The 14,004-nt window shown below is 45.1% G+C and carries 14 protein-coding genes; 6 read left to right on the top strand and 8 right to left on the bottom strand.

Annotated features, from left to right (window positions below; all coding sequences use genetic code 11):
- Window positions 1-207: 207 nt before the first annotated feature.
- Window positions 208-729 carry a GNAT family N-acetyltransferase gene (locus QUB56_RS22055; protein WP_332958121.1) on the top strand — a complete coding sequence of 174 codons (522 nt, stop codon included), beginning with the start codon at window positions 208-210 and terminating at the stop codon, window positions 727-729.
- Between the two features lie 70 nt (window positions 730-799).
- Here the strand turns inward: QUB56_RS22055 and QUB56_RS22050 are convergent, their stop codons facing one another.
- Window positions 800-2,134, bottom strand: a complete 1,335-nt coding sequence (locus QUB56_RS22050; RefSeq protein ID WP_332958120.1) for a tetratricopeptide repeat protein — start codon at window positions 2,132-2,134, stop codon at window positions 800-802.
- Window positions 2,135-2,155: 21 nt separating this feature from the next.
- Between QUB56_RS22050 and QUB56_RS22045 the strand changes: the two genes are divergently transcribed.
- The 4 genes from QUB56_RS22045 to hisC all read left to right on the top strand — a co-directional run bounded on the left by QUB56_RS22045 (window position 2,156) and on the right by hisC (window position 6,276).
- Window positions 2,156-3,439 (top strand): esterase-like activity of phytase family protein, encoded by a 1,284-nt coding sequence (locus tag QUB56_RS22045; RefSeq protein ID WP_332958118.1) that lies wholly within the window; start codon window positions 2,156-2,158, stop codon window positions 3,437-3,439.
- Window positions 3,440-3,612: 173 nt separating this feature from the next.
- Window positions 3,613-4,467, top strand: a complete 855-nt coding sequence (locus QUB56_RS22040; RefSeq protein ID WP_332958116.1) for an alpha/beta hydrolase — start codon at window positions 3,613-3,615, stop codon at window positions 4,465-4,467.
- The gene (locus tag QUB56_RS22035) at window positions 4,464-5,177 is read left to right on the top strand and encodes a glycerophosphodiester phosphodiesterase family protein (RefSeq protein WP_332958113.1); all 714 of its coding nucleotides are present in this window, start codon (window positions 4,464-4,466) and stop codon (window positions 5,175-5,177) included. Before QUB56_RS22040 ends, QUB56_RS22035 begins: the two co-directional genes overlap by 4 nt.
- A gap of 52 nt (window positions 5,178-5,229) precedes the next feature.
- Complete coding sequence (gene hisC, locus QUB56_RS22030; RefSeq protein WP_332958112.1) at window positions 5,230-6,276, top strand: histidinol-phosphate transaminase; 1,047 nt, start codon at window positions 5,230-5,232, stop codon at window positions 6,274-6,276.
- 89 nt (window positions 6,277-6,365) lie between these two features.
- On the opposite strand, the gene QUB56_RS22025 is transcribed toward hisC, so the two are convergent.
- The 7 genes from QUB56_RS22025 to QUB56_RS21995 form a co-directional block, all read right to left on the bottom strand.
- Window positions 6,366-6,833 (bottom strand): type II toxin-antitoxin system VapC family toxin, encoded by a 468-nt coding sequence (locus QUB56_RS22025; protein WP_332958110.1) that lies wholly within the window; start codon window positions 6,831-6,833, stop codon window positions 6,366-6,368.
- Window positions 6,827-7,123, bottom strand: a complete 297-nt coding sequence (locus tag QUB56_RS22020) for an antitoxin family protein (protein WP_332958108.1) — start codon at window positions 7,121-7,123, stop codon at window positions 6,827-6,829. The genes QUB56_RS22025 and QUB56_RS22020 overlap by 7 nt, the downstream gene beginning before the upstream one ends.
- Before the next feature lie 46 nt (window positions 7,124-7,169).
- Window positions 7,170-7,970 carry a class I SAM-dependent methyltransferase gene (locus QUB56_RS22015; RefSeq protein WP_332958105.1) on the bottom strand — a complete coding sequence of 267 codons (801 nt, stop codon included), beginning with the start codon at window positions 7,968-7,970 and terminating at the stop codon, window positions 7,170-7,172.
- Between the two features lie 144 nt (window positions 7,971-8,114).
- On the bottom strand, window positions 8,115-9,755 hold the full coding sequence (locus QUB56_RS22010) for a 2-isopropylmalate synthase (RefSeq protein ID WP_332958103.1): 1,641 nt from the start codon (window positions 9,753-9,755) through the stop codon (window positions 8,115-8,117).
- Between the two features lie 328 nt (window positions 9,756-10,083).
- A complete protein-coding gene (locus tag QUB56_RS22005; RefSeq protein WP_006633075.1) occupies window positions 10,084-10,605 on the bottom strand; it encodes a LabA-like NYN domain-containing protein in 522 nt (173 codons plus the stop codon).
- A gap of 337 nt (window positions 10,606-10,942) precedes the next feature.
- Window positions 10,943-11,593 carry a response regulator transcription factor gene (locus tag QUB56_RS22000; RefSeq protein ID WP_332958101.1) on the bottom strand — a complete coding sequence of 217 codons (651 nt, stop codon included), beginning with the start codon at window positions 11,591-11,593 and terminating at the stop codon, window positions 10,943-10,945.
- A gap of 723 nt (window positions 11,594-12,316) precedes the next feature.
- Window positions 12,317-12,742 carry a ferredoxin gene (locus tag QUB56_RS21995; RefSeq protein ID WP_332958123.1) on the bottom strand — a complete coding sequence of 142 codons (426 nt, stop codon included), beginning with the start codon at window positions 12,740-12,742 and terminating at the stop codon, window positions 12,317-12,319.
- Between the two features lie 823 nt (window positions 12,743-13,565).
- Between QUB56_RS21995 and groES the strand changes: the two genes are divergently transcribed.
- Window positions 13,566-13,877, top strand: coding sequence for a co-chaperone GroES (groES, locus tag QUB56_RS21990; RefSeq protein ID WP_006633072.1), 312 nt, complete (start codon window positions 13,566-13,568; stop codon window positions 13,875-13,877).
- Window positions 13,878-14,004 lie beyond the last annotated feature (127 nt).

The following is a 14,004-nucleotide window of genomic DNA, read 5'->3' as shown; positions in this document are numbered from 1 at the left end:
CAACAAATCAGAAAAAAAATGGGGATTGCATAATAAGATAGATTGTTTTCCTCTGTCCTTTACAAAAAAGCACTACCTATTATTCAATCTCACGAAAAATCTACCAATCAAAAGTAGTTGAGTGGGGGAAGGAAATCCCACCAAAAGGTTTTTAGCAAAACTTCTCAAAACTGGTATCCTAATGTAGGAGTAAAAATTATATTAATCATGCGAGAAATAGAGACAGCCCGATTGTATCTGAGACAATTTACGCCGGAAGACTTAGACGATCTGTACCGCATCTACAGCGATCCGGAAATAATGAAATATCTCACAGGAGTTAGAACGAGAGAAGCCACAGAAATCGCCATTAATACCATGCTCAAACGTTGGGAAGAAAACAACTTCGGAATGTGGGCTTTAGTACATAAAATAGACCGTAAAATGATTGGTCGCTGCGGGCTGGGTTTTCTAGACAACACACCGGAAGTTGAGCTAGGGTATGCCCTTGACAAAGTTTATTGGAATCAAGGATTGGCGACTGAAGCATCTTTTGCTAGTCTAAACTATGGATTTAAAATATTAAAGTTGGAGAGAATAGTTGCGATCGCCCGCCCAGAAAATATCGCCTCCCAGCGGGTGATACAAAAAGTTGGCATGAAATATGAAAAAAATGCTTATTATTACGAAACTGATGTGGTATATTATTCTATTTCGCGAGAAACTTACCAGTCGCAAGTATTTTCGTAGGGTGCGCATTGCGCACCTTACTGCATTTAAATTACTCACATGGCAAATTGGGATTTTTGTCGGCTGACAACTACGAAGTTTTTTGCAATTGCTTGTTAACTTTTTGAATTTTCTTAGCAAAATACTCTTGTCTGTGTCCCAACTTTTTAGCCACTTCTAACCCTTGTTGATAGGATTCCAAAGCTTTATCGTAAGCCTTCATCTCCTGATAAACTTGACCGATATTGTCGTAAGCGCTCATCAATCCGTAGAAATTGTAAGCCCGCTCTTCTAACAGCAACTGCATTTGATAAATCCGCAAAGTCGGCTCCCATTGCTTTTGCGATCGATAAAGCAATGCTAATTTGTCCAAAGCTTCACTAGCTTGGGCATACTGTTGAATGGGGACGGCTAAATTGTATGCTTCCTGATAGTATTGAGCTGCTAAATTGATTTGACCTATGGTTTGGTAATCGCTGGCGATCGCAAATTTGAGCGCTGGTATAGCGCTCGCATTTTGTAAGTTAAGATACACCGATGTTAGTTTTTCACGGGCGGCGATCGCCTTTAGGGGTTGTTTCGCCTGCTGGTAAACGTAGGCCAACTGTCTCAGTGTATCTACCTCAGTTGGAGGAGTTACAGGCTGCGGCGGCGCGCCGTTTCCCGCAACTACAGCAGAATTTTGTACAGCAGAATTAGCAGCAAATAAAGCGCGGTTTTCCTGAATTAAAGTTGCCAATTCCTCATACACGGAAGCAGCTTTATCGTAACTCAACCAATTGATGTGAATTAGCGCGATCGCCTTCAAAATCTGACCTTCAGCTAATATATCTTGGTTTTGGCGCGCATTTTCGAGAATTTCTTGGTAAACTTCTACAGTCGGGCCTTTAGCGCGCACCTGCTGAAAAGCTGCAGCCAAGGCGGGGAGCAACTCAGTATTAACTGGTACTTGGGATTTTACTTCTTTTTGAATTGCTTGCAACCGTTTGGTAATAAGCTGTAGTTCCAGGTTTTTACTGTTACTCCAAGCAACACTTCCCACCCGACTCAAAGCAGCAATTTCCGCCGCCGGACCGAGATACCTGCGCAGCCGCAATTCTCGGAACCAAATTTCAAAAGCACCAGCCCCATCTCCAGCTTCCAATTTAGCCAATGCTTCTAAGTTTAACTCTTCCAAAGCCGCTGTCAGTTCCTCCCGCTGAGTGCTGCTCAAAGATTCACTGGCGGGAGTTAGGGGATCGGGTGTGGTAATTTCTAGAGGATTAGGAGAAAATTGATCGAGGCCTGGTGGATTAGTTTGGGCGCTAGCAATAGAACCAGCACACAGCCACAAGAAAAGCAAGCACCCAATTGGCACAGAACTTCTGATTCTCAAAATTTGGTTGCCGCGATTCGGCATTCCTTCTCGAAACATCAAGTTTTGCATATCTACAAAACGGTATAAATTATGTCACAAAGATGGCACAAAAGCAAACAGTTCAACAAGAGCAACAAAATACAAGTTACCGTACTGAGCAATTATTTTCAGTTAAAGATGCTGGGCGATCCTCTTCGAGGGCTTCGCCAACGCATTTTACGCTTATTCATTCTAGCCCTAATTCTCTTAACTGTTTGCACAGCTTGCGCCCCCCCTCCCGCAGTTGCTAGAGACCGCTCTTTTCCAGAAATGTCCCTAGAATTTTTGGGCGAGTACGAATTGCCAAAAACCACTTTTGAAGGATCGCCAGTCGGCGGTTTGTCAGGAATTACCTACGACCCCAAAGGTATTAGCACTGTTACTTCCAAAGCTTATCGCTTTTACGCTCTTTCCGACGACCCCAGCGAAAACGGAGAAGCCAGATTTTACAGTCTCAGACTCGACCTCACATCGAGCGATCCAGCAAATATTCGCCTCAAAAAAGTTGCTGTTGAAGGCGTTACTTCCCTCAAAAAAGCAGACGGTGAAACCTTCTCTTGGGGTTCGATCAACCCCGAAGGCATCGCCCTTTCTCCCCGCAATTCAGTATTTGTCGCCAGCGAAGGCGTAACTCATGCTGGTATCCCTCCGTTTGTAGGAGAGTTTGACCTCAAAACCGGGAAATTGCTGGGAAATTTGCCGATTCCCAAACGCTACATTCCCGATGCCAGCGATGAAAAACAGCAGCAAGGAGTGCGGGAAAATTTAGGTTTTGAATCTTTAAGTATTGACCCAGAAACCTTTAGTCCGGGCGGTTTCGATCCGTTTCGTTTGTTTGCAGCTACGGAAGCGCCGTTAATGCAAGATTTAGACCCGGAACAGGCAAGCAAACTCCGTCTTTTACATTATATCATTGTCGATAAAACGCCGCAATTAGTATCGGAAAATCTTTACAAGTTAGAGCAAGTTCCCATGACTATTTTGAACGGTTTAACAGAATTAGTCACTGTAGGTGGCGGTCAGATTTTGAGTTTAGAACGTTCTTTTGGGCTGTCGGGATACAGTGCTAGGATTTATCAAGTAGCGCTTGGGGCGGCTACAGATACTTCGAGAATCCAGAGTTTTAAAGGGCCAGTGACAATGGTCGAACCTGTTAAGAAAAAGTTGTTACTAGACTTAAGCGAACTCGGGATTCCGCTGTACAATTTAGAGGGAATGACCCTCGGACCGCAGTTGCCAGATGGCAGCAAAAGTTTAGTTTTGGTCAGTGATGACAATTTTGATGAAGCGCAGAAAACTCAGTTTATCTTGTTGAGTTTGAAGGGCAAAGGTTAAGTCAGAAGGGCGGGCTAGAAGCCCACCCCACAAGAAGATTTATTCTTTGTGAAAAATGCTGGAAAGCCTGTTGAGGAAAACCGTACTATAAAATTCACTCTTGGTGGAACAGGTATCTTGCCTGTTCATAAAAAAGTTAAATCAAATTTATCCAACTATAAAATACCCTAATTATGCCAACTCGTAATAGTTTGCACTTACCAGACATCGAACTTTCCTACCTAGAATGGCAGCCAGAAAAAGGGAAAGAAAAAGTTCCGCGTTTGCTGCTGCTGCACGGTTTAGCAGATAGTTCGTGTGTCTGGACTCGCTTGGGCAATTACTTGTGCAACCGCTATCATATTGTAGCGCCCGATATGCGCGGTCACGGAGAAAGTAGCAAACCGGAAACAGGCTATACTTTTGAAAGTGCGATCGCAGATTTAGAAGCTTTGATGGCACATCTCAACTGGTCCGACGCCCACATTTTAGGACATTCTTGGATGGGCAAACTAGCACCGATTTGGGCGAGGCAAAATCCGGCTCGCTTTTGCAGTATGATTTTAGTAGACCCCATCTTCATCACCAAAATGCCCGCCGCGATGAAACTCACCCTGCCCATTGTTTACCGAAAATTAGACTGTCTCAAATGTGTGGGCCCCTTTGCGACTTTATCCCAAGCAGAAGCAGCAGCAAAACAATCGGGAGAATACGCAGATTGGAGTGACTTGCAGCAAATGGTATTCCAACACCAAATTGAACAAAAATCCGACGGAACTTGGGGCAGTAAATTTGCGATTGCAGCTAGAAATCAGATATTTGTAGAAGTGATGAAAGTTGCCGGTTTAACAGAAAATATTGAGATACCGACTTTGTTTGTACAGCCGGAAAAAGGCGTAAATCGCATGGCTTGGCAAATGCAGCCATACCAGAGATACTTGAAAAATCTTACCGTTGCAAAAGTACCGGGGAATCACTGGTCTTTTTTGACTGAACCGGAAACTTTTAATCAAACTGTGGCAGATTTTTTAGAGGGCACAAGACAGTGAATTTAGAAATTATCGCACATAGGGGATTTTCGGCGATCGCCCCGGAGAATACTTTAGCAGCTTTTGAACTGGCGATCGCCCGCGGAGCTCATTCGATCGAATTTGACATCCAGCTATCCGCCGACAACGTACCAGTGATTTTTCACGACGCCACATTAGATAGAATCACTGGAGTTTCTGGCAAAGTTAGGGAAAACACTCTGTCCCAATTGCAGACACTTAATGCGGGAAAATGGTTTAGCGATGAATTTTCACAAGAAAAAATCCCTACCTTAAAAGAATCATTAGCTATCCTCAAAAATGTTGATAAATTTCTTTACTTTGATGTCAAACCTCACTGCGAGTGGTCTGATGCAGATGTCGCGGATTTTGTCAATACTTTGAAGGGGGAAGAAATCCAACATAAATGCGTTATTACTTCCTTTAATGATGGATTTCTGGACCAAGTGCGGCGGCTATCTGGCGATTTGGCGATCGGACACATTGTTGCTAATCTAGAAGCGTACAACAATCAATTTGCTCAAGCTGTGGCGCATCGGGATAATTTGATTAGCAGTCTGTATCGCGTGTTGCTGGAAAACCCCGCACTAATTCCAGAAAGCCGGAGTCAGGGAGTTGACATTGTGGCCTGGACGGTGGACGATCGAGGGGATATGCAAATGTTAATTGATTTGGGTATAAGGCGGATAGTCACTAATTGTTTGATATGATTTTTTTAACCGCAAATGAAGGCAGATTAACGCAGATTAACGCAGATAATAGATGAATTACTTTCGCAAAAGCATCCACGAAATGTCTGGCTATGTGCCGGGGGAACAGCCACCGCTAGGCACAAAAATTATTAAGTTAAATTCTAATGAAAATCCCTATCCGCCTTCTCCCAAAGCTTTAACAGTGCTTCGGGAAATAGACGGAGAAATTCTGCGCCGCTATCCAGATCCAACTGGCAAATCTTTTCGCATTGCTGCTAGTCAAGTTTTGGGAGTTGCTGAGGATTGGATTGTTGTCGGTAACGGTAGTGACGATTTATTAAACTTGATAGTTCGAGCTGTGGGGGAATCTGGGAAACAGATTGTTTGTCCGGCGCCAACCTATGTATTGTACCGCACTTTGGCGCAAATTCAAGATGCAGAATTTGTTGAAGTTCCTTATCCCGAGGACTACAAGTTACCCGTCGATTTGCTAATAGCAGCCCGGGGTGCAGTGACATTTGTAGCTTCGCCAAACAGTCCCTCGGGAACAGCCATATCTGTTGCAGATTTGGAGAAACTGGCTAATGAGTTATCGGGCATTCTTGTGATCGATGAAGCTTATGTAGATTTCGCCGAAGAAAATGCTTTGAACTTGACAAAAAAGTACAGTAATGTTATAGTTTTGAGGACGCTTTCAAAAGGTTATTCCCTGGCAGGATTGAGGCTGGGTTTTGGCATAGCAAATCCGGCGCTGCTGGCTGAATTAAAGAAAATCAAAGACAGCTATAATGTGGATGCTTTAGCTTATGCAGTGGGGGCGGCTGCGATCGCCGATCGAGACCACAAAACAGCCAATGCCGAAAAGATTAAGGCTTCGCGAGCAACACTAGCCGTTAGCTTCAAAGAATTAGGCTTTGACGTTTGGCCCTCGCAAACTAACTTTTTGTTAGTTAGGCCACCAAAAGGCGATGCAGAAAGGATCTATCAAACACTCAAATTACGCGGAATATTGATTCGATACTTCAACCAGCCGCGATTGGAAGACAAATTGCGGATTAGTGTAGGTACGGAGGAACAAAATCAAATATTGGTTAAAACTTTGAAAGAAATCCTATAAATAACGATCGCACTAAAATTAGTTTCTAGTGATGACTTTAGTCCTCGGATTTTTATGAGGACTTGCATTCCTGACTACACACAGCTTGATTACGGATAATTATTAGGATTATCAATAGCCAACCCTACCGACTGAGCAATATCCAGCAATCTGTTGTCCGCCGAAACAAAAATTAGTTGAGTTTCTGGCATTGATGTTAAAAGAGATTGAACGCGCAAAGCTGACGCTAATTGCACAGAATCATAAGCCCGCAGCGGATATTGAACAATCAATTCACCCGCCCTTTCAACCAGTGCCCGATCAACTTCGATAACTCTATACCGACTATTGAATTCAGAGCGAAACTTTGCAATAAGTGCAGTAACTTCCGCAGCAGTTATACCGCCTTCACGTTGTCTGCGTGCAAAAGCACTAAGAACTTCCACCCAGGTGATGCTGACTAGAAGCAGCGAGTTACCAGTCTGGGAATCCGTGAGCGTTTTTATCCAAGGGCTGCCAATTTCAACCACATATCTTTTGATGAGGGCGCTGCTATCCAAGAAATAAATGTTTACCACGGGCCGCGATCCTCGATAATAATTTCTGACAGAGGCTTGCCCGGTTTTGCCCCTAACCTTTTAGCCAATTCATACACATCTTCATCGGTGACAGCCTCGACGTTATGGGGATTGTTAGGTAGTGGAGTCACCAATCCTCGGTCAACTAAAAACTGGATTGCCAATTCTGCCTGCTTTTTTGGATCATCTGGCCAGAGTTGAATCTGCACAGTTTCCCCATCATTCAATGACAAAGGACTCAGGGGACGCAAAACCCCGTTTTCGTAGATAGCAGTAATAGTTTCTGGCATAATTACCCTCTTAATTAAATGCTTTGACTTATTGTACTTCTTTTAATTACTTCGTTGCCACCACAGCCAAATTCCAAGCCAAGCGCTTCATCAAAGGCAACTTTTTCAAAAATCCATCCAACTCTTCTAACCGAGAGTATTCCGGTTTCAATCTCTCTTGTTCAATGATAATCTTTTTCCAATAACGCTCCTCATTTGGATGCACTTTTTCTATCAAATAAAAGCGCAAAAAAATCCAAAGCGATGTCAGCCAAAAGGTATCATAAGCCGTCTCTGAAAACAAAGACTTGACAAAATTCACAATATTAATATCCAAAGGAGTTTCATCCTCCGTCCGCACCTCAGTCGCCATTCTGCGGTAAACATTAATCACCGGATTGTGCTTCATCGGGTCCCAAAAACAAGCTTTTCCCCCAGGCTTTAGGACGCGGTGCATTTCGCGAATTGCCTTGGATGGTTCCGGCAAATGGTGCAGTAAATTAGAAGCGTAAACAATATCAAAACTGTTGTCCGGGAAATCCATCGCCATTGCATTTACAGTGCAGCCCTCTATTTTGACGCCGTTTTTCTCTGCCAATTTTAGAGCAACTTCTACCATGCCCTGAGAATAGTCGGCTGCCACACAATGCGCGCCTTTTTTAGCAAAATAAACGCTGTTTTCTCCCGCGCCGCACCCTAAATCTAAGAGGCGTTTGCCTGTAATATCGCCCATCTGTTTGAGGATAAATCTATTTTCTGGGGCGGTGCAAGCTTCAAAGTAATCATTGACTCGAATGCCGTCAATATCGATTGTGGATGCCCAAGCATCGTGGAATTGTCGCTCTTTTTTTAAAGTTTCGTCTTGCATTTTTTACGGTTTGTTGTTGCTAAAAAAGATTTTAATTTTTAACCGCAGATGAACGCGGATTAACGCAGATTTATTTAGATATATCTGCTGTTATGTCGGTTCGTCTGCGGTTGGTTTCAAGAAAAATGGCTGACAGTAAATTTATCAGCGCTGTGCTTTTGCAACAACTTGATTTCCGATCGGAGTTGGCTGTTCGGAGGGTTTTTCAGCACTATGCTGCAATGCCTGATACAGCCGATTTAAAGCGCTGATGTAAGCTTCGGCGGAGGCTACGATAATGTCGGTATTTGCCGAGTGACCGGAAAATACTTTGCCTTCGTACCGCAAGCGAATTGTTACTTCGCCGATCGCATCTATTCCTGCTGTCACCGACTGTACAGAAAACTCTATCAACTCGTTCGGGACATTGACAACTCGGTTAATTGCCCTGTAAACCGCATCCACAGGCCCGGTGCCGATCGCAGCATCAGTCAATTCTTCGCCCGCCGGATTCCGCACAGTGACAGTTGCTGTCGGCCGAGATTTGTCGCCGCAGGAAACTTGCACCAATTCTAACCGGAAAAGTTCCGGTGCTTGGTGCGCTTCGTTGTTGGCGATCGCCTCTAAATCCCAATCAGTAATCTCTTTTTTCTTGTCCGCTAAATCTTTGAACTTGACAAAAGCCTTATTTAGCTCATCGTCGGCCATTTCAAAACCCAACTCTTTTAAGCGAGTGTTGAAAGCGTGGCGCCCCGACAATTTACCGAGTACGATTTGATTTTCAGTTAAGCCGATCGACTCAGCGTCCATAATCTCGTATGTCCGCTTATTTTTGAGCACACCGTCTTGGTGAATTCCCGACTCGTGTGCGAAAGCGTTTGCCCCGACAATCGCCTTATTTGGCTGCACCAACATCCCCGTCAAATTGGAAACTAAGCGAGAAGTTTTGTAAATTTGGCGCGAGTCAATATTTGTCAGCGGTTCCTCTGAATCCGCAGGCCGGCCCAAGAACGGATTATAATATTTGCGCCGCACGTAAAGCGCCATTACCAACTCTTCCAGAGCTGCATTTCCCGCCCGTTCGCCAATCCCGTTAATCGTGCATTCTAACTGTCTGGCGCCATTTTTCACAGCTTCCAAAAAGTTAGCAACAGCCAATCCTAAGTCATTGTGACCGTGAACCGAAATAATTGCGCGATCGATATTCGGCACATTTTCCTTAATTCCCCGAATCAACGCCCCAAACTCGCTCGGAGTCGTGTAGCCTACAGTATCGGGAATATTAACAGTCGTCGCACCGGCTGCGATCGCCCTTTCCAGAACTTGATACAAAAACTCCGGTTCCGAACGACAAGCATCTTCCGGCGAAAACTCCACATCCTCCACAAAAGACTTAGCGTAAGCCACCATTTCCGGCACTATTTCCAGAACCTCAGCCCGCGTCTTTTTCAGCTTGTGCTCCAAGTGAATATCAGACGTAGCCAGAAACGTATGAATTCGCGCATTTGCTGCTGGTTTCAGAGCCTCTGCTGCTGTTTTAATATCCGGCTTTCTCGCCCTTGCTAAACCGCAAATTGTCGGCCCCTCTTCCGTGCCCACCGAGCGGGCTATTTTTTGGACTGCCTCGAAATCTCCCGGGCTGGTGAAAGGGAAACCCGCTTCTATCACATCCACGCCCAATCTCGCTAACTGGCGAGCGATCGTCAGCTTTTCATCCACATTCAGAGATGCACCCGGAGATTGTTCTCCGTCCCGCAAAGTCGTATCGAAAATAATAATCCGGTCTTGACTTGGTTTAATTTTCATAGCTCTCAAAAATTGTTTTCCTGATTTTTACTTGTCCGTTTTTCTGGGTTTTTAGCCCCCAGTCAGTCGATTTTAGATTTTAGATTTTAGATTTTAGATTTACTCCACAGATGAATCTGAGAACTTTAACCTTAGTCTAAAATTTTGGGCTATTGGCGACTCCTGTCGGAAAGCAAGTATGCGTTTTTGGGCGGGGGCACCAGTCCCGTGTTTCGCGCCAATAACGAATAATTAATAACCCATAACCATAACTAATGACTACTGACTGATGACTAATGACTAATGACTAATGACTAATAACTAATGACTAATAACTACTGACTAATGACTAATAATCCATCTTCTCGATATGTTCCCTAATTTCATTTAGGTCTATATACCTATCTGTAGCATTTCGTAACTCTCTAGCAATCATTCCTTCGGTTGATACCACAGTAATATGAGTATTTTTCGATCGCAGCAGCTCGATCGCCCGCTCAAAATCCCCATCCCCGCTAAAAAGCACCACTTGGTCGTACTGATCCACCGTATTAAACATATCAACCACAATCTCAATGTCTAAATTAGCCTTTTGAGAATATCTGCCCGAAGCATCGTCGTAATATTCCTTAAGAATCTTAGTACGAACCGTGTAACCCAGACTTATCAAGGCATCTCGAAATCCCCTTTGATCTTGGGGGTCTTTCAGACCCGTATACCAGAAAGCATTGATCAAGATAACATTCGGCTGCGAAGTTTTGAAATATTCGAGCACCCTGCGAGGATCAAAAAACCAACCGTTCTTTTGTTGAGCGTAGAACATATTGTTCCCGTCCACAAAAATAGAAAGGCGGTTCATTAAGTTTGTCATAGAAACTTAGACCTAATAATTGTAGAAAGAAGTTAATCTAAATATCACATTTTAGCAACATGGAGCTAACCGAGGCAATAGATTAGACTTCAGAAAACTCCATCCCCCCAGTATTTCATATTTTCGCCTCTACCGCCAGAGGGCTCTTTTAACCCTGCTTGCATTCGATCGACTAGCTCTCACAAACCAGACGCCCAGTAACTCAATACCGGCTGCCGTGTCAAGGTTAATCGGGCTTCAAACTAGCGCCGAGCGGGCCCTACCGCCTCTTCAGGCATACCTAAGCGCATACCACTCGCTTTTGCTCCCCAGATTTCATAGCGCAGAGTACGTCAGCTCAAGCCTTTTTGCTTTCAAGGGCCCAGCGAGCTAACTCTGTCCGGTTGTGCAGACCTGTTTTGCCCAGCATATTGCTGACGTGGCTCTCTATAGTGCGCTGGCTGACATTCATCACGTCTGCGATCTGGCGGTTTGCCATACCCTGCGCTAGCAACTGTACCACCTTTAACTCAGTGGGAGTCAATTCGACATTGCGGCGCGCCTTAATTTTTGGGCCGCTCTCAATACCTGGATTTGAGTGGCCAATCAAGCGGGATGCTGCTTTCAGAGAAGATTCTACTTGGGCTACCAGTTCTTCTGGTTCAAAAGGCTTGACTATATAAACGTCAGCCCCAGTGCTCAAGCCTTTTACTCGGTCTGAACTTTGACCTTTGGCGGACAAGAAAAGAACCGGAATCCAGTTCGTGCGCGGGTCTTCTCTGATGTATTTGACTAAAGTGTACCCGTCCATTTCCGGCATCATCACATCGCAGATGATCAAATCGGGGACTTCTTGTTCGAGTTTTTCTAGAGCGTCTCTGCCGTTTTCTGCTGTAATGACGTTGTAACCTCGAAACTCCAAGTAATCCTTGACTAGCAAGATCAAGTTCGGGTCGTCGTCAACCAGCATCAGCCGTTTTTGATCTCCTGAATTATTGTCTTTTGTCATGTTTATTCCCGCTAAAGTATCCCGCTCACTTCCTTTTTTTCACACGTGTTTTTTCCGTCATTGCGCCACCACCCCGGCTGGGGGTGGAGGACTGCAGTCGGGTGAAAGGATGCCCGTCAGGGGAAAGCGGGGCGGGTGTTACCGCTTCCCAACCAGTTATCCACGCCCGTTTGTCAATGTCTTGCGACTAGGAACGGAGCCAAAACCTATAAGGGACATCTTCAGAAAAGCCTGTCAATGGCAGGCTTCCTGCTTGCCCCACCAGAATTATTGCAGATGTCTAATGGACGAACATCGCCCGTCGTCACTATGGGTCTTGATTGATTGGAGACTCCCTGGCAGAGCCTTTCGTTAAATATTTAATCTCGATCGGTTTAATTGCAGATTGATGCCCCAGTTTAAAATGATACTTCTGATATAGAGAAATTTAAGCAGACTCCCTACTTACGTATTTAACTGTTTCTAGTCTAGTTTGGCAAACTGGTTAGTGTCTGCCACTGAGAAACTTTTGCACAAAATTTCACACTTTCTCCGATCGATTTTTTGGGGCGTACCTTTTGAGCAACACCAGGGACAAGCGAATCCCGACTACCAATACAACCTAACTACAGTTTTTTTATCTGTAGCAGGTGCGATCGCCCGGGCGGCCAACAATCTAAATTTCTCACCCTTAACCATAAACTTAACCTTTAATTATAACCCTGTACTTTAACAGCGCTCTCATTAAATGTTTGGCTCTGCCTTTTGAGGTACAGGCAAAGGATGAGTCAAGAAAGCGTATTCTTGAACTACCTTTGAGTTTAGGAGATGTTCCTGAATAATTCTCTCAATGACGGGGGGAGTAACGTCGCGGTACCACACTCCGTCTGGATAGACTACCATAATCGGGCCCGACGCGCACACTCGCAGACAATTGGCTTTGGTGCGAAAGACACAGGTTGGTCTATCGGCACTTGGCCTGTCCAACCCCAATTCTTGCAAGCGTTTTTTTAAGTAATTCCAAGCCTCCAGACTCGTTTGCCGCGAGCAGCACTTGGGCACGGTTTGGTCGGCACAGATAAAAATATGCCGCTCGATTTGAGGGATGCCCAGGCTTTGGACGCAAGCGCTCAAGCCTTGGCTGCAAGATTCATCGTTATTTTCCAGCATTTTATTCATTCGTCAACAGTAATTGGTTAGCGATCGCTCGTCATCACCACAGCCCCCACTCCCTCCCGTCTTAACGGTAGGTTTTTTAGAATTCAGAAATTGAGGGCAAGCAAAAGGCAAGTTTTAAAGGCATAACAAGTCGAAATCCGGGCTTTTTCGCGAATGTCTCTCTCCCCCTCTCCCTCTCTCTCCCCCTCCCCCCCTCTCCCCCTCTCCCTCTCTCTCCCCCTCTCCCTCTCCTTGCCTCCTACTCATCAGAAATATGGGTTTGAAACCCCGTCCTTTTAGGACGGCTTTACATTGGATGGGGGGGGGAGGAATTCTCCCCCGATGAATGCTTGTTACCGCCTTGGATATACTAACGACCTTCGACGTTTTGTATTCGCCTTTAACCCGGACAGTTACGGATCGAGCGCTTTCTACCTGTACGCATAACAAGTGGCGGTAAGCCCGTGTGTGTATATCCCTTCGCCACTGACTATCCGAGAGGTTACAGACTAGGGAGGCATCCAGTAACATCGTTCGGTGTACCACCACCAGATAATTCAGTTTGTCTCAAAGACGCAGGCTAGACACTGTTTTAGTCTCAAATTAAGAAGGTGGTGAGTCTTCCTCTTTCAAGCCCCATGCCTTTAGGCTGGGGTTAGTGACTCTCGGTTCGGGAACCCGTACTGACAAGTCAGTTGCGATCGCCCCTGACTAAAGCTAAATTAGCACTCAGGAGTCGAGAGTGCTAATATGTCAGTTGTAAGTAGTCCGCTGTTGCTTTCATCGTGACCCCTGACGACTGACTCACGACAATCTGTAATCTGGAGATTTATTTATGGCAGCAGTATCACTGAGTGTTTCAACCGTTAAACCGTTAGGCGAGCGCGTGTTCGTGAAAGTAAGCGCTAGCGAAGAAAAAACCGCCGGTGGCATCCTTCTGCCCGACACAGCTAAGGAAAAGCCCCAAGTAGGCGAAGTCGCGGCCGTGGGCCCCGGCAAGCGCAACGACGACGGCAGCCGCACTGAAATGGAAGTCAAAGTCGGCGACAAAGTTCTCTACTCGAAATACGCCGGCACCGACATCAAACTCGGCACCGACGAATACGTCTTGCTAGCAGAAAAAGACATTCTGGCGATCGTTAACTAATTAATCATTAGTCATCAGTCCTTAGTCATCAGTCATTAGTTTAAAGCGAACGCCGCCAAACAACTAATGACACGGGACAAATGACTAAAATCTATCATCCCTAATCCAAAATCCAAAATCTCAAACC

It is taken from the genome of Microcoleus sp. AR_TQ3_B6, from assembly GCF_036702785.1.
GTDB lineage: Bacteria > Cyanobacteriota > Cyanobacteriia > Cyanobacteriales > Microcoleaceae > Microcoleus.
The sequence above is the reverse complement of the archived record's forward strand: the minus strand, read 5'-3'. Positions and strand labels throughout refer to the sequence as shown.